A 23329-nucleotide genomic window follows, 5' to 3' on the forward strand; every position below is an offset into this window, starting at 1 on the left:
TATCTGTTTTAAAATTAAGGTCAGACTTAGTCAAAGAACTCGGCCTTCTTTTTTAACTCAAAGGTCAAAGTTAATCAAAGTCTAAATTCATTCTTACTTAGGAGGAATGTTTAACATGAAATGTCAACATTGTCAGCAACGTGATGCATCAGTAGATGTGAAATTAATGATTAATAATCAAGCTCGTAACATACAACTTTGTGGTGAATGCTTTCAAATGATGCAGCAACCTCTTAATAGTCAAGGTGGATCATTTGATGATCTATTTAAGCAATACTTTATGAACCAGAATGCTGAAAATGGTCAAGGCACTAGACAAAAAGTAAAACAAAAACAGGGTGCTGGTGATGGTTTTCTTGATCAATACGGACGTAACCTTACTGCCATTGCTAAAAACGGTGAGATTGATCCAGTGATTGGTCGAGACGAGGAAGTGGAACGTGTAATTCAAGTTCTAAGCCGAAGAACAAAAAACAATCCAGTGCTTATTGGTGAAGCTGGTGTTGGTAAAACGGCGATTGCTGAAGGTCTTGCGAGACGTATTGCAGAGGGCTCCGTTCCATTTAAGATTCGTGACAAACAAATCTATAGTCTTGATCTTACGTCTCTTGTAGCTGGCACTAGCTATCGTGGTCAGTTTGAGGAGAATATTCAAAAGCTGATTGCTGAAGTAGAGGAACGTCAAGATGTCATTATCTTTATGGATGAGATTCATATGATGGTTGGTGCTGGTTCTTCGAATGATGGCAGCATGGACGCTTCAAATATTTTAAAACCGGCACTTGCTCGCGGAAAGTTTCAATTAATCGGTGCAACAACGCTTAAAGAGTTCCGCCAAATTGAGAAGGATGCAGCACTTGAGCGTCGTTTCCAACCTGTAAATGTTGCTGAACCTACACTTGAGCAGACATTTGAAATCTTAAAAGGATTACGTCCGATTTATGAAGCGTACCATCATGTTGCTTATTCAGATGACGTATTACGTGCAAGCGTCACTCTCTCTGATCGTTACATTCAGGATCGCTTCTTACCGGATAAGGCCATTGATCTTCTTGATGAAGTCGGTTCAAGACTCTCATTATCAGATGAGAATCAGGATAAAGAACAAATGAAAGAACGCTTAACAAAGATTCGCGAAGACAAGCAACAAGCATCTGAAGTGGAAGACTATGAAAAAGCAGCGATGCTCCGCCAAGAAGAGCTGCTACTTCAAGAACAACTGCAAAAATCAACAGGTGCTGCTGTAGAAGTGACAGTTGATTTAATTCAAGATGTCATTGAAAAACGCACAGGCATCCCAGTGAAAAAGCTACAAAAAGCAGAACAACAAAAAATGAAAGACCTTGCTTCTCGTCTTGCAGGTCAAGTAATTGGTCAAGAAGAAGCCGTTGAAAAAGTAGCTAAAGCGGTGAAAAGAAGTCGTGCTGGCTTGAAAGCCGCTAACCGTCCAATCAGCTTTATGTTTGTTGGTCCGACTGGCGTTGGTAAGACGGAGCTCAGTAAAACACTAGCTGAAGAGGTATTCGGTAGTCGAGACGCGATGATTCGTTTAGACATGAGTGAGTTTATGGAAAAACACTCTGTTTCTAAATTAATCGGTTCTCCTCCAGGATACGTTGGCCATGATGATGGTGGTCAATTAACAGAACAAGTTCGTCGGAAGCCTTACAGCATCATTTTATTGGATGAGATTGAAAAGGCACATCCAGACGTACAGCATAGCTTCCTGCAAATTTTAGAAGATGGTCGTCTCACCGATAGCCAAGGACGTGTGGTTTCTTTCCAAGATACGATTATCATTATGACATCTAATGCGGGTGCAGGAATTCAAAAGGCGTCTGTTGGCTTTAACCATGCACAAAGTAAAACGCTTGGCATTCTTGAGTCATTAAATGATTACTTTAAACCAGAATTCCTCAACCGTTTTGATGGAATCATTGAGTTTAATCAATTATCTGAAGACAATCTGGTAGCTATTGTTGATGTTATGCTTAATGAGCTCCAAGGTCGTCTTGATGCACAAGATATCCAAATGTCTGTTACGGATGAAGCAAAACGTAAGTTATCTGAGCTTGGTTATCACCCTACATTTGGTGCTCGTCCACTACGCCGTGTGATCCAAGAAACGATTGAAGATGAAATCACTGAATTAATCATTGATGAAGAAGTGGTATCTTCCATTGAAGTAACGGTTCAAGACAATGAGCTTGTTGTTCAAAAAGCGTAAAACGTTTTTAAAACTAAAAAGGAGTACATTCCGATACTGGAATGTACTCCTTTTTACATAGATGAGTTAAGATCATAGTAACGACTGAGCACCGTCTACGTAAAGCTCCATTCCTGACACATGATTGGAGTGTTCAGAACATAAAAACCCAACGACACTCGCAACTTGATCGGGTTTACCATGTCCCCCTAAAGGAATCTCACCTTTTGGATACTCTACAGGAATCCGAATTTCATCCACTTCCTTTTGAATATGTGTGTTTTCGCCAATGTTTGTTTCGATGGCTCCAGGACAAACCGCATTTACACGAATATTATATTGCCCAAGTTCAACAGCAGCCATTTTCATAAATGCAACCTGCCCTGCTTTGGACGCACTATATGCACTCATACCCGCTCCTGAGAATTTCCGATTCCCATTTATTGAACTTGTAATAACGATACTTCCTCCACCCGCTTCTTTTAAATATGGAATGGCGTGTTTGGTAGTTAAAAACGTACTTCGTAAATTCGTTGCTTGAGTTGTATCCCAATCTTCTACTTTCATATGCTCAATTGCTTGGAATACGCCATTTACACCTGCATTTGCTAATACGGCTTTAATTGATCCATCCCACGAAGATGCAACTTTAGAAAATGCTGTTTGAATATCATCTTCCTTTTGTACATCACCTTTTACAAACATTGCTTCTGCACCTAGTGCCTGAATTTCTTTTACTGTTTCAGACGCCGAATCCTCTTCTACCTCAAATATTGCTACTGAATAGCCTTGTTTCGCTAATTGAATCGCAGATTGCTTTCCAATGCCTGAACCCCCACCAGTAACAATGGCAATAGACTTATCTTGTTTAGCCATATTCCATATCCTCCTATCATCCATCAATATTAGTTATGTAGTACGTACTCAAACTACTTTTCTCGTAAAAATCTTGCATTTTTATAGCTTTTTCCATAGAATTCATTTGACATTCTATTCTTATTCCAAGTTTCTTTCGATTTTAAACGATAAATTTCAAATTGTAATCGAATTGTAATGTTCTTAAAACCTCACTGTTATTTAAATGAGTTAAATTAATAAATGTTAAAGAAAAACTAAATAAATTTCGTACATAATCGTTTAATTATAATCATTCGGAGGTATATTATATGTTTAAAACTAATTCAAATGTTAAAGGGCTTGTTATTAAAACAAGTTTCGTAGTCGGACTAGCTTCAGCTGCAACACTAGCAGCAAATTCAAATGCTTATGCAAATGTTGACATGAGCAAAGTCGTTGAAGAAAACAAAGCTGCTGAGGTTCAACAAGCAGAACAAACTCAAGCTGCTACTGAAAATGCAGTTGCTCAAGAGGAAACTCAAGCTGTTTCTTCTTCTACTCTTCGCCAAGGGCAAACTGGACAAGCTGTAAAAGATCTTCAAGCAAAACTTGTTAATCACGGTTATAACACAAATGGTGTAGATGGAATCTTTGGTGCTGGTACAGAGGCTGCTGTACGTTCATTCCAAGCAGATAAAAGTCTTTCTGTTGATGGACTAGCTGGTCGTCAAACAATTTCTGCACTAGGTGGCGAAGTAACAACTTCTTCTGCTCCTGCTAGCTCAAATACTGCACAAGCTTCATCATCAAATGAAAGTGCATCTGCAACAGAAACAGCAACTGCTTCTGCTACAGAGACAGCTTCTGAAGAAAATACCGTAAGTGCTCAAACTCAAGTAGCTGGAACTCAAGTTTCTGCAAGCTACGGATCTGTTATCGCAGCAGCTGAAGCTCAAATTGGCGCACCTTACAAATGGGGCGGTACGACTCCAGCTGGATTTGACTGCAGTGGTTTCATCAACTACGCATTTAATCAAGAAGGAATTAGCCTTCCTCGTACAGCACAAGGAATCTATGATTCTTCTGCTAAAAAATCTAAATCAAACCTACAAGCTGGTGATCTAGTATTCTTCACTGGCACGTATAGCGGAGCACCTACTGTATCTCATGCTGGTATCTATGTTGGCGGTGGACAATTTGTTCATGCAAGCAGCAGCGGCGTACAAAAAAGCAATCTGAACGCTGGATACTGGAGCAACCATTACTACGGTGCAGGTTCAGTAAACTAATATTAAAAATATAAAACGCTAGAAGAGATTAATCTCTTCTAGCGTTTTTACTTATCCCATTTTTACAATCGTACGCCCTCTTACTTTGCCTTCTAAAATATCTTTGAACACTTGATCAAGTTCTTCTAGCTTCACTTCAATGACCACTTCATCCTCAAGGCATGTTGGCTTTAAATCAGTTGCTAGTCGTTTCCATATGTTTTTACGAATATCCATTGGACAACGGACAGAATCAATGCCTAGCCAATTGATGCCTCTACCGATAAATGGGTATACTTGAGTTGAGACATCTACTCCTCCAGCTAATCCACTTGTTGCGACAGATGCTCCGTAAGAAAGAGTTGAGAGAATATATTGAGTTGTTTTCCCACCTACAGGATCAACAGCCCCTGCCCATTTTGAAGACCTAGTTGACTTATTTTCATGATCAACCAAATCGTCTCGATCTAAGACTTCTTTGGCTCCTAGCTTTTTTAAGTAATCTTCTTCGTTTTTCTTACCCGTACTTGCAGCAACATCATATCCTAAGTTGGCCAGCATATTGACTGCAAGGCTTCCTACTCCGCCGCTTGCTCCGGCAACTAGGACTGGACCTTGTTTTGGATTAAGGCCGTTTTTCTCAAGCTGTTCAACTGATAATGCCGCTGTAAATCCTGCAGTACCAAGTACCATAGCCTCTTTTAAAGAAAGTCCAGCCGGCTTTGGAACCACCCATTCAGCAGGAACTTTAGCGTATTCGCTAAATCCACCATGATGTCCTGTACCTAAACGATAACTTGTTACAATGACCTCGTCGCCTTCTTTAAACTGTTGGTCATTAGACTCCACTACGACGCCAGCCAGATCAATTCCTGGAATTAATGGCGTAAACTCGGATATGTTCCCCGTGCGTCCTACGATTCCATCCTTGTAATTAACACTTGAATATGAAACCTTTATGAGTACATCTCCATCTAATTGATCCGTTGACCATTCTTGAACTCCTGTTTTTACAGGGTTAGTTGATTGTAGAACAAATGCTTTAAATGCTGCCATCTTTACCAATCTCCTTACGTTTAAACTATTACTTACTATTTCCGCCTTTTCGTACAGTGAAACATCGGTTTACATAATAATGTTATGGATAACTATAAAACAAACAACATCCCCTAATTTGGCTTGAAATAATGGAAAAAGGGTAATGATACGTATTACAACCTTATGACCAATAAAGGGGTGCCAACCATGTATAACCGTGCCATTTTACTATACAACATTAAAGCAGGACAAGACAAAATAACTGATCAACTAGGAGACATTGTAGAGCAACTAGCCCCCCACGTTCATGAATTTACGCTTCTTCAAACTCTTGAAAAAGGTGAAGCAGAAGACGTTTGTTCACGTCTTGGTTCTGAAGTAGACTTACTTCTTATATTTGGTGGAGATGGGACTGTTCATGAATGCATTAATGGATTAATGAAAGTTGAAGAAGAAAAGCGTCCTAAAGTTGTTATTCTACCTGGAGGAACATGTAATGATTTTGCGCGTTCCTTAAACATTCGTACTGTAAAAGAAGCAATCGCAGCTGTCTTGGCTAATCATAGTAAAAAGCTTGATATGGGTCAGGTGAACGACCGATATTTTTCTAATTTTGTAGGTGTTGGTTTAATAACGGAAGCCTCACAAGCGAAAGAAGGTCACTTGAAAGAAAAATGGGGTAAGTTAGGTTACATTATGAGCGCTGTGCAATCATTAAAAGACCCAACCTCCTTCTCCTATTCTTTGCAGACTGATACTGAGTCTTTTGAAGGCGAAGCGGTTATGATTCTAGCCATGAATGGTCATTATCTCGGAACCGCTGGGTTATTTGTGCAAGATAACGTGATGGATGATGGAAAGCTTGATTTATATATTTTAAAGGAAGCGGGCTTTTCTTTATTAAAGAATGTATATAACAAATCAAGATCTGATACGGCTAAGGAATGGCTTTCACAGGCAGAAGATATTGAGGTTTTCCGTACAAATTCATTAAAGTTAACAACCGATCAGGCGCAACTAGCTGACTCAGATGGAGAGTTGTATCTTGAGACTCCTCTTGATGTAGTGATACATCAAAAAGCAATTGAATGGATTTACTTAGTTGAAGAATAAGAAAAACCCTCAGAGGAAACCATTTCCTCTGAGGATTTTTAACTATCTGGAGACATATTTGTTATTCGTAATCCAGAAACGGTAAGGATACTCCTTAGCGGGCCCACTGTTATCGATTCCTATTCGTGGTCCTACCTGAATATCGGTGGGAGTTGGACCATTCACTATATAGATAGGTGGTTCTGTAATGATGCTGCCGTATGCATCCATCGTAATTCCCATTGCTTTCGTTAGCTTCCCTGGCCCATTTGTTAATAAAACTCCTTGTTTATTTCTTCTTTTTCTCATAAGCTCCACACCTTCAACCGGTTCAATTGCTCGAATGAGAACAGCTTCAGGCACATCTACAACGTTAGAGACAATGTTAATCAAACAGTGAGTATGCATCACATATGTATAGATAACCCCTGGAGGGCCAAACATGACCTCCGTACGTTTCGTTCGCCTTCCATTAAAGCTGTGTGCTGCTTGATCAATCACACCAAGGTAGGCCTCCGTCTCAACAATCTTGCCAACGGTCTTACCCTCAGGACTCTCATGAACTAAATGCTTGCCAAGTAAGCTCTTAGATAGAGAAAGTGTGGACTGTTCATAAAACGACTCTGGTAGCACTTGCGACATTTTCCCATCCACCTTATGATAAAACGTATGACTTATAGCCTTCCCTATTAGCAGGGCGTTAACACTTTACTCGTACTCCGCACCTGTTTCATCCATTAATCGCTCAAGTTCAATTAAAAATTCATCTTCTAATTGGTCATATTCAGCGAATAAGTCATCTGACTCTGCTAAAAGATCCTCGTCTTGACGATAATGGCCTTCCACTTCTTTTTCGCCAGCTTCATAAAATACCTCATTAGCATCAAGATATAGTGAATGTAACTGCTTAACGTCGTCTGTTTCAGGACTAAGCGCTTGTAATTCCTCATAATACTCATCAAGCTCAGGTTTTAAATCACTCTCGTATACCTCATAAAATTCTTCGTCGGATAAGGAATCGGTTTCTCTGAAAAATTCATCCCATGCATCATCAATATCTGCTTGTATCGGTAAGATATGATCATTGTAATACACTTCAAGGTCATCGCCTACTTTGTTGTTGTTATTACATCCAGTCAGAATAAGTGCGATACCTATTGAAATAATGGTTCCATGAATAATCCACTTCTTCATTCTCTGAGTCTCCTATTCTATTGTATTCTACTTTATTCTTTAAAAAGTCTACCACGTTTCAACAATTCTTTGCAAAGATATCCACGTATTCAAAAGAGAGGAAAGCCATGTAGCCTCCCTCTCATTCGTTCATATGCTAAATTCTTCAGGCGAGAACACATGTACCTGATTAGGTCTGCTATAGACCGTATCCCCTATTTTTAATCCTAAAGGTGTGAATTCATTTTTAGGTAATTCAATATCGATGAGCTCTCCCTCGTTCACTTTTTCCGCTTCAATAAAGACAATCGGTCCCACTGGTTGGATATGCGTAATCTTGATTGGAAATGCTCCCTCAATATGTGACTGATGAAGCTCCATTTGGTGTGGCCTTATATATCCAACAACTTCTTTATTTTCATGCTTCGGACTACCAGACGTTCTAAGGGTAATGGTACCTGATGTTAAGTTGCCTTCTTGTACACGTCCTTTAAACAAATTCACATTTCCTAAAAAGTCAAAAACAAACGGAGAATTAGGATTCTCATACACTTCATCCGGAGTGCCTATTTGTTCAATTCGTCCTTTATTCATGACAACAATTCGGTCAGCCACATCCATTGCTTCCTCTTGATCATGTGTCACAAAGATACTTGTCACATCAAATTGGTTATGAAGATTTCGAAGCCAGCGTCTAAGCTCTTTTCTCACCTTTGCATCAAGTGCACCAAAGGGCTCATCCAATAAGAGGACTTCTGGTTGAACAGCTAAAGCCCGAGCTAGAGCAACCCGTTGTCGTTGTCCGCCTGAGAGCTGGGATGGATACCGTTTTTGCAAGCCATCTAGTTTTACGAGATTCAATAGCTCATCCACTTTCTCATTTATCTCTTTTTTTGATGGGCGAACGCGACGAGAGCGTACTCGAAGTCCATATGAAATATTATCTGCAACAGTCATATGTGAGAATAGTGCATAATGTTGAAAAACAAATCCAACGTGTCTTGAAACTGCATCTACATCCGTCATATCTTGATCATTAAAGAATATGGAGCCTTCAGAAGCACTTTCTAAACCCGCAATAATCCGTAATAAAGATGTTTTTCCTGATCCCGAGGGTCCAAGTAAAGCGATGAGCTCACCTTTCTTTATGGATAGTTGAATCTGTTCAAGGGCTTTAAAGTCACCAAAGTACTTCGATACATGATTGATTTCAATCGACATACATATCACTCCTTACAATTGTGGACTCTTCTTCTCTACTATGTTTTTGATAACCAGTGTAATGATTGCCAAAATAGACATCAGGGATGCAACAGCAAAAGCAGCTGTAAACATATATTCGTTGTACAAGATTTCTACGTGTAGGGGCATCGTATTTGTTAATCCGCGTATTTTTCCTGACACTACAGAAACGGCACCAAACTCTCCGATTACGCGTGCATTACACAGGATCACACCATATAATAAACCCCATTTTATGTTTGGTAATGTGACATGCCAAAATGTTCGCCATCCATTTGCCCCTAAAGAAAGTGAAGCTTCCTCTTCAGCGGTACCTTGTGCTTGCATCAAAGGAATTAATTGTCTAGCCACAAAGGGAACCGTTACAAACATACTTGCGAGCACAATACCTGGTACAGCAAAAATAATTTGAATGTTGTTGGCTAAAAGCCATTCTCCAAGTAACCCGTGAACACCAAATAAAAGAACAAAAACAAGACCCGCGATAACTGGAGATACCGCAAAGGGTAAGTCAATTAATGTAATTAAAAAGCTTCTACCTTTAAATTGAAACTTTGATAAGGCCCAAGCTGCCGTGACTCCAAAAATCGTATTAAGTGGAACAACAATCGCCACAGTTAGTAGTGTTAGCTTAATTGCCGATAATGCAGCAGGATCTGTTATTGACTGAAGATAGACAGACCAGCCACCTGCAAATGCACGAACAAAAATAGCTGTTAACGGTAAAATTAAGACAAGTGAGAGAAATAACAAAGCAATGGAAAGGAGTACCCATTTTACCCACGTCTTTTTTTTCTTACGTTTTGAATAAACTGGCTTTTGATTAATTGGGATCTCTGTATTCAACTTGTGCCTCCTTTATGTATGACGTTTAGATGCCCACCATTGTATAAGGTTCATCAGGAACAATAATAAAAATGAAAATAAGAGCATGACAGATGCAATGGCAGTAGCACCTTCGTAATTAAATTGTTCGAGCTGATTCATAATTAGTAATGGAGTAATTTCCGTTTTCATTGGCATATTACCTGAGATAAATACAACGGAACCATACTCACCTAGTGCTCTCGCAAATGCTAAAGACATCCCGGATAACAAAGCAGGAAATAAGACGGGCATAATCACTTTTGTGAAAGTGTGAAACCCATTCGCTCCAAGAGAGGATGAAGCCTCCTCGAGCTCCTTATTAAGATCTTTTAACACAGGCTCGACCATACGCACAACGAATGGTAGTCCAATAAAAATGAGGGCTGTCATGACCCCAAGTGGAGTAAATGCAACTTTAATACCAAGTAGATCAAAGTATTTGCCCACCCAGCCATCGGATGTGTAAATGGTTGTTAACGCAATCCCTGCAACCGCAGTCGGTAAGGCAAAAGGAAGATCAATAATCCCATCTATGATCTTTTTACCTGGAAAGGAGTAGCGTACTAAGATCCAAGCGAGTAATAATCCAAATACACCATTGATCAGAGCTGCAGCAAGTGCAGCTCCAATACTAAGCTTATAAGATGCAACCACACGAGGAGAGGTCACAGTCGCCCAATAATCTGAGAAACTCATATTTGACGTTTGAATGAAAATCATTGATATGGGAATTAGAACGATTAATCCTAAATACATTAATGTCATTCCTAGTGTTAATGAAAACCCAGGGATGATACTTTCTTCTTTAAAGCGTAATGTTCTCATACGATCCTCCCTTTGTGCTCTTATTGCTCATAGATTTGGTCAAAAACCCCTCCATCACTAAAATGCTTCTCTTGTGCTTCTTGCCAGCCTCCAAATGTATCGTCAATTGTTACAAGTTGAATTTCAGGGAAGTACTCACTAAATTCGTTTAAAATTTCTTCATTTCTTGGTCGATAATAATGTTCTGCTGCCAGCCGCTGTCCCTCATCGGTATACAAATATTCAAGGTAGGCCTCGGCCACTTCGCGAGTTCCTTTCTTATCTACATTTTCATCAACAACAGCAACAGGTGGCTCTGTAAGGATACTAATTGATGGAGCAACAATATCAAACTCATTCTCTCCTAATTCTTCTGTAGAAAGAATCGCTTCATTTTCCCAAGCAAGTAAGACATCTCCAATCCCACGTTCAACAAATGAAGTTGTTGCACCTCGTGCACCAGAATCGAGTACAGATACGTTTTGGTATAAATCAGAGATATACTGCTTAGCCGCATCTTCAGAGCCATATTCCTCTTCGGCCCATGCCCAACCAGCAAGATAGTTCCAACGAGCGCCTCCTGATGTTTTTGGATTTGGCGTAACCACTTCTACATCATCACGGATTAAGTCATCCCAATCTTGAATATTCTTAGGGTTGCCTTCTCTAACTAAAAAGGTAATGGTCGACGTATAAGGAGTTGAATTATCTGGTAATCTCGTTTGCCAATCTTCTGGAATGAGATCACGAGAGTCATGTAAAACATCTATGTCATAAGCAAGTGCTAACGTAACAACGTCAGCCTGCAAACCATCTATAACCGATCGTGCCTGACTACCCGAACCTCCGTGTGATTGATTAAATGTAACAGTTTGACCTGTTTCTTCTTTCCAGTGTTCAGCGAATAACTTATTAAAATCTTCATATAATTCACGCGTGGGATCATAGGAAACATTTAAAAGATCAACTGTATCTCCATCACCAGCTGCTTGATCATTTGAACCACATGCACTCAAAGCAATAAGCAAGATTGGAATAGAAGTGAATTTGAGAAGTGACTGTGTTCGGGTTGTTTTGATTTTCAATTGGTTCCTCTCCTTTTTACATTCTTTTTATATACATTTAAGTATAGTGGTTTAGTTGGCTTTAAGAACAAAAAAAGAAGCCCTCCACTAATAAACACTATTAGTAAAGGCCTTCGGTTTTCCGATCAGCAACTATCTTATTGTACTCATATCTTATCCATGCTTTTCCGATGTGTCAAGTGTATTTTAAAACGTCTACACTTTAACTCATTAATTTGTGAAGTAACGCACATCCGTGCGATCAAATAATGGAAAGGCATCTGCTAAAAAGAAGGTAATTAAAGGTGCTAACAAAATAACGATAAAAAAGAGTACATCCCACATGCGAACACTCGTTTCATAGTAGTACGTTCGCTCAGTTGCTTGAGTAAAACGTTTTGCCTCCATTGCAACAGCTATTCGTTGAGCACGCCTTATACTATGGGCAAGGAGTGGAATAGAGAAAAAATGAAGTTTTTTATAAAACCCCTTCAGCCCTTTCTCTGGAACTGCCTGTCTAATAATTAATGCATGCCTCAGCGTTTGAAACTCTTCAAACATAATCGGAATCATACGTATCGACGCTAAAAAGCTATAGGCATACTTCGAAGGAATTCGAAGCTGCTGCATCATCGAATAGAACAACAAGACAGGCTTTGTTGTTAATGCAAAAATCATTCCAAGTATGGCAAACGAAAGTGCTCGAAAGCCTAGGTGAATTCCTCGGTAAAAGCTTTCCTCGCTAATCTGAACAATTCCCCATTTGTACCAAATCGTATCTCCTCTTCCGAAGAAAATCATTGAGCTCGCTGAGGAGACAAATACTAGCACAAAGGGAAGTGAAAAGAGAAGTAAATATTTAAATGGATGACCTGAATACACATATAATATGACGCTTAGTACGATTGTTAAATATGCTAAATGAGTAGGGTTATGGATAAAAATCATATAGAAAAAGAGAAAGATAGAAAGAACTAATTTTATGCTCGGATTAACACGCGTTAACCACGTTTCTTGAACATGATATAATGAATTCATCTGCTTTCCACTCTTTTCATCTCAATATTTAAAGACTCTACCTCAGAGACTTCACCTTTTTCTACGTTCCAAACGCGAGTAGCAAATGAACGAACAATCTCTTCATCATGAGTCACCATTATAATTGTTACACCTTGGTTTTTTAATGTTTCCATCATCTCAAGTAGCGCAAATGTATTCTTAGCATCCTGTCCGAAAGTAGGTTCATCAAGTAATAATACGAGCTGCTTCCCTACAAGAGCGGTCGCAACACTCAATCTTCGCTTTTGACCAATAGATAGTTGATAAGGGTGTTGCTGCTGGTGTTGAGCAAGCGTAAAAGCATGTAATATTTCTTCTACTCTTTTATCGATTTCCTCATCGGATCGCTTTTCTTGCTTTAATGTAAATGCAATTTCCTCATGTACATGATTTGTCACAAATTGATACTCTGGATTTTGAAAAACAAATCCTAAAAGGTTACTTACTTGATCCTTCTTCTTAACCTTCATTTGATTTAATTTATAGGTTCCTTTTGTGCGAAGGACATTCATCAAACCTAAAAGCAGAGTGCTTTTACCCGCTCCATTTTCACCAGTAATGCAAATCCATTCACCAGGATCGACGTATAACGAAGGAACCGTTAATTTTACTTCTTTTCGGCGCAACACTTGAAAATCTTCCAATTCAATCAATGGATCTTGTTTTTGATATGGAGATTCTGTTGTCCACTCTCGACTTTCAAGATACTCCTGCCACACACCTGGATACCAGATACCATAGTCACGCAGAGTTTGTTTGTATGTTTTAAATATTGTATTCGTCTCGCCATCTGCAATAATTTGACCTGCATTATCTAGGACAATGACTCTCTCGACAAAATCAAGAATGTGATCAATCTTATGTTCAACGATAATAACGGTTTGATCTTTCGTAACAGATCGAATGAGGTTCCAAATATGTTCAGTACCTGTAGGATCAAGCATGGCTGTTGGCTCGTCAAAAAAGAAAGTGGATGGCTTGAGTGCGAGTACGGATGCGATGGCTAGCCTTTGCTTCATTCCTTGAGATAACTGAGAAATTGGCGTATGAAGTTCGTCAAGCTCTAAATCCACCAATTCAAGAACGTTTTTAATTCGTTCCAGCATGTCTTCTCTTGGTACACCTAGGTTCTCTAATACAAATGCTATTTCCTCATCTAAGTAAGGCATACAAAATTGACTATCTGGATCTTGAAAGACATAACCCCACGATTCGGGATGAATCAGTTTATTATATTTGAGCGGTAAATTGATAGCGGATGGCACTAATCCAGTTAATACTTGAAGCAGTGTTGATTTTCCACTGCCACTCGGCCCAAGGATAAGGACCTTCTCTCCTTCAGATATTTTAATACTCAGATCTTTAAATAAAAGCTTCCCGCTCCCAGGAAAGGTGAGCCTTAGTTTCTCTATAGTTGCTGCCATCTTTAAAGTATCTCTCCTTTCTTTACGAATCTAATGTGTCAAAATCTTTTTTAGAAGAAGGTCTTAATAAATCCGTTACACCTGTTTTCTCAAGTGCTCGAACGAGATAGTAAGCAAATACACCGGCAATTAGAATACCGCTAATGGTTCGTAAAATAACGACTAATGTGACATTCCAACCAACTAGATCAGCCATATAACCGCGGTTCCAGTCCATGACAAACGAACCGCCTGCGGATGCTGCGCCAGCAAGTGAGGTAGTAAGAATGGAGTAGCTTTTGTACATGAACAAAGCAAAAACAAGTTCGGCGCCAAGCCCCTGCATCACTCCATAAATTAACACCTCTAATCCATATTGAGAGCCTACAATAAATTCACCAGAGGCTGCTGCTGTTTCAGCAATTAAAGCAACGCCTGGTTTACGAATAATTAAAAAAGCCACAGTAGCTGCAATAAACCACATTCCATACATCAATTCATTTACTTGAAGTGGAAATAGTTTTAAGCTGTCATTTACTGGCCCCCATAATCGGTACACGATCCCAAAGACCACCGCGATAATAACTGTGACTAAAATATCTGTTAATGTTAAACGCTTCTTCATTCATTTCCTCCTGTCCCTTATTCCCACAGTCAGCCGAAAAAAAGAAGCCACTCCTAGAATGGAGTGGCTTCTTTCATACATATACACTTATCCCTTAAAAGACAAGCTGTCATAGTAAAAAGAGTCGACTCCACTTTCCTACGCTAGTATTATCTAGATCAGGTCAAGGGTTAAGGCAAAGTCGCCTCTCTCAGCTTACGCGCCCCTAGTGGAAATAAAAGTTTATAATATTGTACATGTATATTTAACCATATTCACATGAAGCCGACAATCTTTTTTTACGAATGCTTTACTAAGACAGATTCTACTTCTAAGAGAGATGTAATCTCATAAGTCGGTTCAACGTCGGTAGTCTTTTGATCTTTACGGTTAACCCATATAGAAGGAATACCTGCTCGTTGTGCGCCGAGAATGTCAGTCATTAGGTTGTCCCCAACCATAATTACTTCGTCTTTCTCAAGCTCCATTAATGATAATGCATGCTCAAAGATACCTTTATCAGGTTTACCCTTACCATAGGCTCCAGAAATCACAATGTGGTCAAAATATGGAACTAACTCAGGCGTGAGCTCCAATTTTATATTTTGTAGATCTGGAGAGCCGTTTGTTAACAATAGAAGTTTGTAGTCTTCTTTTAAACGATCTAGTACTTTAAACGTTTCATCATAAACAATCGGATTTTTGCGACGTTCAAGTGGGAATTTTTCAGATAATTCTTTTGCAAGCTCGGAATTATCTACTCCACATTTTTTCAAGGCAAGGTCCCAGGAAGCTAACCGATACCCAGGAGCGAGGTCTTTTAACTTTTGAAATTCTTCTTCATGATCCTGAAAGTTTGCCCATAGACCCTCAAAGGGATTAATTCCGATCATTTGAGTAAAAGTAAACGTCTCGTAGGATGCATATAATTGCTTTGCTTCTTCCCTTACCGCATGCTCAAGCTCATCAGCTTTAATACGTTCATCTTGTTCTGCTGCATAAACACACGTGGCGTCAAATGCTTTTTGAACACTTTTTTGATCCCATAAAAGGGTATCATCTAAGTCAAAAAAAACAGCTTTTATCATCAAGGATTCCCTTTCTTTAAATCAAGTTTAAATGAAAATCTTGTACAATTATTTTACTTCGTAAGTCCAATTAAATGAGTCTTCTATTCTGCCTTTTTGTATGCCTGTCAACGTTTCATAGAGTCTTGCAGCCAAAGGACCTGTTTCACGATTATTAATAAGCGACTGCTCCCCTTTCCAGCTAAGCTCGCCAATAGGTGAAATCACAGCTGCCGTTCCCGTTCCAAATGCCTCTTCTAGACGATTTTCTTGAATCGCAAGCAATACTTCATCAATTGAGATTTTCCGCTCTGAAACAGGCAAATCCCAACTCTTCAGTAATTCAATGATCGATTTGCGAGTAATTCCTTCTAGTATACTACCACTAAGTGCTGGCGTAATAATTTCTCCATCAATTTTAAAGAAGACATTCATACTTCCTACTTCTTCAATATACTTTTTCTCGGAACTATCGAGCCAAAGCACTTGAGCTTGACCATGGGCTGTCGCTTTATCTTGAGCTTTGTAAGCGGCAGAGTAATTACCTGCTGTTTTGGCCATACCGGTTCCACCTAATGCAGCTCTTGTATACTCATCTTCAACATAAATTCCCACAGGGGCAATACCTTCTTTATAATAGGAGCCTACAGGTGAAAGAATAATCATAAATTTATATGACGCGGAAGGTGCTACACTAAGGTTAGGTTCAGTCGCAATAATGAACGGTCGAATATACAACGAGGTTCCTTCATATGTAGGGATCCATTCTTTGTCTAACTTTACTAACTCATTTAGATAATCTAAAACAATGTCTGTATCAATATCCGGAATACTTAAACGGTCACTAGATAAGTTAAGTCGCTTAAAATTTTGTTCGGGTCTAAATAATAACACTCTGTCATCATCAGTACGATATGCTTTAAGACCTTCAAATACAGTTTGTCCATAGTGATAAATCATTGCTGCTGGATCGAGTGTTAGAGGTTGATAAGGAATAATTCGTGGACTATGCCAGCCGTTTTCATTTGTATAATCCATGATAAACATATGATCAGTAAACGTTTTACCGAACTCAAGGGTCTCAGGATCTGGCTTTGTTTTATGGTGTGTTGCGGTCATAATTTCTAAAGTTTGATCAGACATAATAAGAAACTCCCCTTTTTATCCCACGATAGTAACATTGTAACGTACTTATTATAACACGACTAAGCAAATTTTGAATGAGCCTTATCCCTTAGTCTGTTTCATATAATTTCCAAGCTCAACAAACATCGCACCCATACGTTCAATTTCTGGAGAAACCACTCGTTTAACCCCATGACTATAAAGCTCCTCAGAAGTGACTTTCCCAACTGATACGGCTAGAACACGCTCTTCAAATAACGTTAATAAGGATTGTTTTTTATCATACTTACTAGCAATTGTGAACAATTCTCTAGCTTGAATCGCTGTAGTGAAGGCAATAGCATCGTATTGACCATTTAGTAATTCGTCTAATAGGATCAGTACATCCCCCTCATTCACAGAGATATGCTGATAAGGTAAAATTTCATTTATCGTTGCTCCATTTTCTTTAAGAAACGAATGTAGGACAGGTGCACTCATTCCGTGGAGCTGAACCATCACTCGTTTATCCTCCAAATTAACGTTTTTCATTACTTTTATTAGTCCTGAGGTTGTCCCATCTTCATCTCGCAAATCAGGAGTAAAACCATACTTCTTTAGCACAGCATGCGTTTTATATCCTCTTGCTGCAATCGTGGATTGTTTTAATGCTTCAAACAGCTCAGCATCAAACTTCTCTTTTTCCGCAAGTCTAAATAAGGTTTCTGTTCCAATGCCAGTTGTAAAGATAAAAATATCTGGTTTTTTTAAAATGGTATCTTTGAATTCTTCTGCAACCTCAAGTTCAGCTAAAAAGACCGTACCCTGAAGTGATCTGACTTCGCTTGTTCCGCCTTGTTTTCGAATAATGGTTTGCATTTCTTCCGTTTTTCTCGACGCCGTTAATGCAATATGACAGTTTGTGAGACTTTTCATGAAGGTACATCCTTCCTCTTCGTGAATAAACATAATGTTTACGTTTGAATAAACTGAATATATCATGTTTTTGTTTTTTCGTTAAGTTTTTCTATTTATATATCCATTTCGGTACGTGAAATTATAATGTTGATCAAAGGAAAGATACTTTTCTTTAGACTAGAATACTGAATTAGGCTAATCATCTTGCTATAGACCCACTCGGTATCAGCTTGATACGATATAAAGGTAAAACGTTACGTTTGAAAGAGAGGAATACTATGGAGCGTTATAGCCAGTTAAAAAAAGGTGAAAAAGGTGCATGGCTAAGCATTATCGTTTATCTTGCATTATCCGCAGTAAAACTTATCATTGGGACCCTGTTCTTCTCTGACGCGTTACGTGCCGATGGTCTTAACAATGTAACAGACATTATCGCCTCCATCGCTGTTTTAATTGGATTACGGATCTCTCAAAAGCCACCAGATGCGAACCACCCTTATGGTCATTTTCGTGCTGAAAACATTGCATCACTTTTTGCCGCGTTTATTATGGCTGCTATCGGTTTGCAAGTGTTGGTCGAGGCAGTACGGTCCTTTATGTCAGAGCAGGCAGCACCTGATCCTGTAGCTGGTTGGGTTGGAGCTGGATGTGCTCTTATTATGTTCGGGGTCTATCACTACAATCAAAAGCTTGCAAAAGAAGTAAACAGTCAAGCGCTTTACGCTATAGCTGCTGATAATCGCTCCGATGCACTTGTGAGTGTCGGTGCCACCATTAGCATTCTTGCTTCTCAGTGGAATGTTGCATGGCTTGATACAGCCACAGCGCTTTTGATTGGTTTATTAATTTGTTACACTGCCTTTGACATTTTCCAAAAGGCTACCCTCTCATTAACCGATGGGTTTAATGAGCAGGATTTAAATACGTATCGAGAAACCATTGAAGTCATTCATCATGTGGAGGCCTTAAAACAGGTAAAAGCTAGACAGGTTGGATCGACCATATACGCTGATGTTATTATTGAAGTTCATCCCAATTTAAGTGTTCATGAAAGTCATCAAATTGCAGACAAGGTTGAAGCTGTTATGAGAGATAAACACAATATATCTAATACGCACGTTCACGTAGAACCATCGAATCAACCTAAAGAAGAATGACAGCAATCTGGTCATCTTTCTTTAGGTTTTATAAGATTCTGAAAAAATAGTTTATGTCGCTTACATTCGGGTATTTACATAATAAAGAAGACGAGGTCAAAGACCCCGCCTTACTACCATTAGTCTAAAATGGTTACATTGATTGTTTGACGACCAAATGCAACTGCATCGCCGTGCGATTGCATGTAAAGGTCTACTTTGTTTCCATTAATTGCGCCGCCAGTATCACCAGCAATTGCTTCTCCGTATCCTTCAACGTATACACGAGATCCTAGTGGAATGACACTTGGGTCCACAGCAATCACTTTTTGGTTTGGATTAGCATTTAAGTCAATACCAGTAGCTGTTACTCCACTGCATCCAGCACAGTTCGCTGTGTAAGCAGTTGCTTCAACTTGAATGGTCTGACCAGTTGCTTCACCTGATTGATTACTAGTTTCTGTTTCTTTAACAGACTCTTCTACTGGAGCTGATTCTTCAGCAGGAGCTTCTTCTTGAACTTCTTCTGCAGGAGCCTCTTCTACGGCTGGCTCTGATTCTTGTACAGGCTCAGCTTGCTCTGCAACTTCTTCTGCTTGTTGTTGTGGCTGTTCCGTCTCAGTAGTGGTTTCCTGAGTTTCTGGTTCAGCTGTTACTTCTTCTGCTTTTGTTTCTGTTTTTTGTTCAATCACTTTTTCAGATGCTGTATAATAAAGCTCTTTAAATGTGTTTGGTCCAGCAATTCCATCTACTGAAAGATTATGCTGTGATTGGAATGACTTCACGGCTTCTTTTGTATGCGGTCCAAAGATACCGTCTTTCCCACCATTTAGAAAACCTAGCTCATTTAATTGGCCTTGTAATTCCTTAACGATCTCTCCAGTATCACCTTCAGATAAAACATGGAGGGCTCCTACTGTTTGAGCTCCCGCTACTCCGTCAGATTCTAACTGATATTTTTCTTGAAATGCTTTTACTGCATTTTGTGTTTCAATAGTGAATGTGCCATTTATCTCATCAGTGAAGAACCCTTTTTCGGATAACAACTCTTGTAGTTGTTCAACGTTCTTCCCTTCATCTCCCTTGTTTAGGGTATCAAAATTGCTCGCTTCAGAAATGCTCGGTGAAGCAAACAAGACAAATCCAGCTGTTGCAACTGGTAACGTTACATAACGAAGTGTTTTAAATGGAATTTTAGCATTCATAGTGCCAACCTCCTTTGATTTCAACCACTGCCACATACAGTACCAGTGCGCTACAAATCTATCAATCCTTTGGTGACCTAATTAAACGAATTGAAATCTTAATGTAACAAAAGTCAAAGGAAGGTCATTTTCATTCCATTATTTAGTGTATTGACAAGTCCCCAATTAGAGATTTACCCATAATTGAAGAGATTAATTCCGCATTTTGTTTAATCCGTTAAGATTGAATCTAAAATCCTTGTATAAATGAGCTAAATTGAATGATTTCAACAGATTTCGCCTTATTTTAATCGCTTTAACATGTCACACCTGTAACCATGCTGTTATATAAGCATGATTCGACAGGGTCATTTCACACTCGTTCTTTCCAACGGCCTGATTTTATTAATGACAAATGCGCGGTCTTTATGGCTGGAAATACGTAAACTAGAGCTTGACTCACGCCAACCTTACGATACACGTTTAACTGAACGCGATTGTAATCATTCTTCAGCTCATCTCCTATGTACCCTTCTAAAGCATCAATCTTAAGAAGAATCTCATCAGTTACTTCATATAACTCTCCCCAAACAGTATGGCTCGTCTCATCAACGCACACAGCAGGGTACCCTAAACTCGTGTCATACAGTTCCCCATAAATAAAGCAACTGGAATCAATACATGCTGCTCCAACTAGCAAATGACTATTTGATTCATGTTTTAAAAGGGTTCCGTATACAAAAAGCATTGGCACTTGTCATCATCCTTCGATTATTCTGTTTTTATTTAAAGTATCAGATTTTCTGAATATTGCATAGGCTGTATAAAAAAAGAGGTGTCCAATGCATTATACGTATATGGATCTTTTGGCTGAATATGGAATAGGAAGTGCTCATCCTGGAGGCTTTCTTTTAACAAAAAGTCTTTTAAAACAGCTTCAAATTAAACCTGTTCACCATGTCTTAGACGCAGGGTGTGGGACAGGACAAACTTCCTCTTACCTTTATTCTACCTTTAAATGTCACGTAAGTGCAGTAGACAATCATCCGTTAATGATTGAAAAAGCCCTTAATCGTTTTCATATGGAAGATCAGGAAATCACATTAAAGGAGGCTTCTATTGAACAATTACCTTTTTTAAATGAGAGTTTTGATTTTGTGTTGTCTGAATCAGTTACTGCCTTTACAAACATTGCCACGACGTTGTCAGAGTTTAATCGAGTTTTACGATCAGGTGGACGTCTTCTACTCAATGAAATGGTTCAAAATCAGCCTACTACTCATTCAGAACGTTCATCATTAAGCGAGCTGTATCAAATAAATGATTTATTAAAGCCTGATCAATGGAGAGAACAGTTAACGGCATGTGGCTTCTCGCACATTGAACAATGGAGGGTTGAACCGATCTCTACTTTAGTACAACAAAAGATTGATAACGAAAATGATTTTTTCCCTTCAGATGTTTTAGACTCTTCCCTACAAGAATTATGGCAACAGCACCAACGTGTCACTCAGCTTCTTGCATCAAAATTATCATACTTGCTTGTGGTTGCAGTTAAGTGAAAAGGAGCTACCCAAGACAGGCACCCATAGCGTCTGTCTTAGTTGCTTTACTCGATCACAATCTTGATTATTTGAGCGCTCCCAAGGGTTGTGGTATATTCTTAAAGATAGATATTTTGCTGTAGGAAGGAAGACTTGATTCATGGAAAAACAAAACATTGGTATTATTGGTGTCGGGGTTATGGGTAAAAGCCTTGCACTAAATCTAGAGAGTCACGGGTTTTCCGTTTCAATGTATGATGTTTCAACTGAACGTGTAAAACGAATCGTTGAGCTTGAGAAAAAAGAACGCCTTGTAGGTACATATAGCCTTGAGGAATTTGTTTCTTCATTAGAGAGCCCTAAGAAGATTTTATTAATGGTACAAGCTGGTGCTGTGACCGATTCTGTCATTAATGAATTAATTCCACACTTGGAACCAAATGATATCGTAATGGATGGTGGGAATACATATTATACAGACACCATTCGTCGAAACGAAACACTCGCAAAATCGGGTATTCACTTTATTGGAACTGGGGTATCTGGTGGTGAAGAAGGAGCATTAAAAGGGCCTTCCATTATGCCTGGAGGACAGAAAGAAGCATATGAACTTGTTCGTCCGATGTTTGAAAAGATTGCTGCTAAAGTAAACGGCGAGCCGTGTACAACATATATCGGACCTGATGGCGCTGGTCATTATGTAAAAATGGTCCACAATGGTATTGAATATGGAGATATGCAACTGATTTGTGAAGCCTACTGGTTAATGAGAGAACATCTAGGCATGTCTTCTGAAGAATTGCACCAAACGTTTAAGGACTGGAACGACGGTGAGCTGAATAGTTACTTAATTGAAATTACAGCTGACATCTTTACGAAGATTGATGAGAAGACTGGTAAGCCTCTTGTAGATGTCATATTAGATACAGCCGCTCAAAAAGGAACTGGAAAGTGGACAAGTCAAAATTCACTAGATCTAGGTGTTCCGCTTCCGATAATTACTGAGTCTGTATTTGCTCGTTTTGTATCTGCAATGAAGGACGAACGTACAAAGGCAAGTACAATCCTACCAAAAGCCGCGGGCACTCCTGCTGAAGCATCACGCGAAGAGTGGATTGAGTCTATCCGCCAAGCGTTATATTTCAGTAAAGTGATCTCATATGCTCAAGGATTCTCTCAGCTTCGCTTTGCTTCTGATGAATTCAATTGGGATCTTCAATATGGCCAAATCGCAAGTATTTTCCGTGGAGGTTGTATTATTCGTGCCGGTTTCCTACAAAACATTATGGATGCATATGAAAAAGAACCTAACTTGAGCAATCTTCTGCTTGATTCTTATTTCGTGGAAATTGCGAAGAACTATCAGCAATCGTTACGTGATATTGTATCACTAGCTGCACAAACTGGTTTACCGACTCCAGGCTTTGCTAGTGCCCTGTCATACTATGATAGCTACCGCTCTGAAACATTGCCTGCAAACCTTCTTCAAGCTCAACGTGATTACTTTGGTGCTCATACGTACAAACGTATTGATGAAGATGGCGTGTTCCACACAAACTGGTTAGAATCTTAAGTAGAAAATTCTCTTAAAAGGAACATACACAAAATGCAAATGATTCTTAACTGAATCATTTGCATTTTTTCATTTTTCACCTTGAAAAAAAGAGGCTGGAACAGAACTCAAAATAAACGAGAAAATGGCGAATGATTCAATAAGCG

The 23329-nt window shown here is 39.1% G+C and carries 22 protein-coding genes and 1 riboswitch; of the genes, 6 read left to right on the forward strand and 16 right to left on the reverse strand.

Features of this window, described 5'->3' with window-relative positions; translation table 11 throughout:
• Positions 1 to 115 precede the first annotated feature (115 nt).
• Entirely contained in the window at positions 116 to 2227 is a 2112-nt protein-coding gene (locus JNO66_RS04265) for an ATP-dependent Clp protease ATP-binding subunit (protein ID WP_203086951.1), read from the forward strand.
• A gap of 72 nt (positions 2228 to 2299) precedes the next feature.
• Here the strand turns inward: JNO66_RS04265 and JNO66_RS04270 are convergent, their stop codons facing one another.
• Entirely contained in the window at positions 2300 to 3082 is a 783-nt protein-coding gene (locus tag JNO66_RS04270) for an SDR family oxidoreductase (RefSeq protein WP_203086952.1), read from the reverse strand.
• A 290-nt stretch (positions 3083 to 3372) separates the two neighbouring features.
• Here JNO66_RS04270 and JNO66_RS04275 point away from each other — a divergent pair, with 290 nt between their 5' ends.
• Complete coding sequence (locus JNO66_RS04275; protein WP_203086953.1) at positions 3373 to 4332, forward strand: C40 family peptidase; 960 nt, start codon at positions 3373 to 3375, stop codon at positions 4330 to 4332.
• Positions 4333 to 4383: 51 nt separating this feature from the next.
• Here the strand turns inward: JNO66_RS04275 and JNO66_RS04280 are convergent, their stop codons facing one another.
• On the reverse strand, positions 4384 to 5367 hold the full coding sequence (locus JNO66_RS04280; RefSeq protein WP_203086954.1) for an acrylyl-CoA reductase family protein: 984 nt from the start codon (positions 5365 to 5367) through the stop codon (positions 4384 to 4386).
• Between the two features lie 165 nt (positions 5368 to 5532).
• On the opposite strand from JNO66_RS04280, the gene JNO66_RS04285 reads away from it, so the two are divergent.
• The gene (locus JNO66_RS04285; RefSeq protein ID WP_210340766.1) at positions 5533 to 6462 is read left to right on the forward strand and encodes a diacylglycerol/lipid kinase family protein; all 930 of its coding nucleotides are present in this window, start codon (positions 5533 to 5535) and stop codon (positions 6460 to 6462) included.
• A gap of 42 nt (positions 6463 to 6504) precedes the next feature.
• Here the strand turns inward: JNO66_RS04285 and JNO66_RS04290 are convergent, their stop codons facing one another.
• The 12 genes from JNO66_RS04290 to JNO66_RS04345 form a co-directional block, all read right to left on the reverse strand.
• Positions 6505 to 7083, reverse strand: coding sequence for a DNA-3-methyladenine glycosylase (locus JNO66_RS04290; protein ID WP_203086956.1), 579 nt, complete (start codon positions 7081 to 7083; stop codon positions 6505 to 6507).
• 66 nt (positions 7084 to 7149) lie between these two features.
• The gene (locus JNO66_RS04295) at positions 7150 to 7635 is read right to left on the reverse strand and encodes a hypothetical protein (RefSeq protein WP_203086957.1); all 486 of its coding nucleotides are present in this window, start codon (positions 7633 to 7635) and stop codon (positions 7150 to 7152) included.
• Between the two features lie 129 nt (positions 7636 to 7764).
• Positions 7765 to 8835 carry a sulfate/molybdate ABC transporter ATP-binding protein gene (locus JNO66_RS04300; RefSeq protein WP_203086958.1) on the reverse strand — a complete coding sequence of 357 codons (1071 nt, stop codon included), beginning with the start codon at positions 8833 to 8835 and terminating at the stop codon, positions 7765 to 7767.
• Between the two features lie 12 nt (positions 8836 to 8847).
• Positions 8848 to 9690, reverse strand: coding sequence for a sulfate ABC transporter permease subunit CysW (gene cysW / locus JNO66_RS04305; RefSeq protein WP_273753209.1), 843 nt, complete (start codon positions 9688 to 9690; stop codon positions 8848 to 8850).
• 24 nt (positions 9691 to 9714) lie between these two features.
• Entirely contained in the window at positions 9715 to 10548 is an 834-nt protein-coding gene (gene cysT, locus JNO66_RS04310; RefSeq protein WP_203086960.1) for a sulfate ABC transporter permease subunit CysT, read from the reverse strand.
• Between the two features lie 20 nt (positions 10549 to 10568).
• Positions 10569 to 11606, reverse strand: coding sequence for a sulfate ABC transporter substrate-binding protein (locus JNO66_RS04315; RefSeq protein WP_273753210.1), 1038 nt, complete (start codon positions 11604 to 11606; stop codon positions 10569 to 10571).
• Positions 11607 to 11822: 216 nt separating this feature from the next.
• Positions 11823 to 12629, reverse strand: coding sequence for an energy-coupling factor transporter transmembrane component T family protein (locus tag JNO66_RS04320; RefSeq protein ID WP_203086961.1), 807 nt, complete (start codon positions 12627 to 12629; stop codon positions 11823 to 11825).
• Positions 12626 to 14074: an ABC transporter ATP-binding protein gene (locus tag JNO66_RS04325; protein WP_203086962.1), complete on the reverse strand. Its 1449-nt coding sequence runs from the start codon at positions 14072 to 14074 to the stop codon at positions 12626 to 12628. Before JNO66_RS04325 ends, JNO66_RS04320 begins: the two co-directional genes overlap by 4 nt.
• 22 nt (positions 14075 to 14096) lie before the next feature.
• Complete coding sequence (locus JNO66_RS04330) at positions 14097 to 14678, reverse strand: ECF transporter S component (RefSeq protein WP_203086963.1); 582 nt, start codon at positions 14676 to 14678, stop codon at positions 14097 to 14099.
• A 118-nt stretch (positions 14679 to 14796) separates the two neighbouring features.
• Positions 14797 to 14895: riboswitch (TPP riboswitch) on the reverse strand.
• Positions 14896 to 14956: 61 nt separating this feature from the next.
• Positions 14957 to 15745: an HAD family hydrolase gene (locus JNO66_RS04335; protein WP_203086964.1), complete on the reverse strand. Its 789-nt coding sequence runs from the start codon at positions 15743 to 15745 to the stop codon at positions 14957 to 14959.
• Positions 15746 to 15793: 48 nt separating this feature from the next.
• Positions 15794 to 16867, reverse strand: a complete 1074-nt coding sequence (locus tag JNO66_RS04340) for a branched-chain amino acid aminotransferase (RefSeq protein ID WP_203086965.1) — start codon at positions 16865 to 16867, stop codon at positions 15794 to 15796.
• Between the two features lie 84 nt (positions 16868 to 16951).
• Complete coding sequence (locus JNO66_RS04345) at positions 16952 to 17764, reverse strand: uroporphyrinogen-III synthase (RefSeq protein ID WP_203086966.1); 813 nt, start codon at positions 17762 to 17764, stop codon at positions 16952 to 16954.
• A 260-nt stretch (positions 17765 to 18024) separates the two neighbouring features.
• Here JNO66_RS04345 and JNO66_RS04350 point away from each other — a divergent pair, with 260 nt between their 5' ends.
• Positions 18025 to 18903: a cation diffusion facilitator family transporter gene (locus JNO66_RS04350; RefSeq protein ID WP_203086967.1), complete on the forward strand. Its 879-nt coding sequence runs from the start codon at positions 18025 to 18027 to the stop codon at positions 18901 to 18903.
• A gap of 119 nt (positions 18904 to 19022) precedes the next feature.
• Here the strand turns inward: JNO66_RS04350 and JNO66_RS04355 are convergent, their stop codons facing one another.
• Positions 19023 to 20087 carry a peptidoglycan-binding protein gene (locus JNO66_RS04355; RefSeq protein ID WP_203086968.1) on the reverse strand — a complete coding sequence of 355 codons (1065 nt, stop codon included), beginning with the start codon at positions 20085 to 20087 and terminating at the stop codon, positions 19023 to 19025.
• Between the two features lie 352 nt (positions 20088 to 20439).
• Positions 20440 to 20814 (reverse strand): gamma-glutamylcyclotransferase family protein, encoded by a 375-nt coding sequence (locus tag JNO66_RS04360; protein ID WP_246483190.1) that lies wholly within the window; start codon positions 20812 to 20814, stop codon positions 20440 to 20442.
• A gap of 94 nt (positions 20815 to 20908) precedes the next feature.
• On the opposite strand from JNO66_RS04360, the gene JNO66_RS04365 reads away from it, so the two are divergent.
• Positions 20909 to 21628, forward strand: a complete 720-nt coding sequence (locus JNO66_RS04365; RefSeq protein WP_203086970.1) for a class I SAM-dependent methyltransferase — start codon at positions 20909 to 20911, stop codon at positions 21626 to 21628.
• A 142-nt stretch (positions 21629 to 21770) separates the two neighbouring features.
• Positions 21771 to 23183 carry an NADP-dependent phosphogluconate dehydrogenase gene (gene gndA / locus JNO66_RS04370; RefSeq protein ID WP_203086971.1) on the forward strand — a complete coding sequence of 471 codons (1413 nt, stop codon included), beginning with the start codon at positions 21771 to 21773 and terminating at the stop codon, positions 23181 to 23183.
• The last annotated feature ends 146 nt before the right edge of the window (positions 23184 to 23329 follow it).

This window comes from Alkalicoccobacillus gibsonii, from assembly GCF_016798245.1.
In the GTDB taxonomy this organism is placed as follows: Bacteria; Bacillota; Bacilli; order Bacillales; family Bacillaceae_D; genus Alkalicoccobacillus; species Alkalicoccobacillus gibsonii.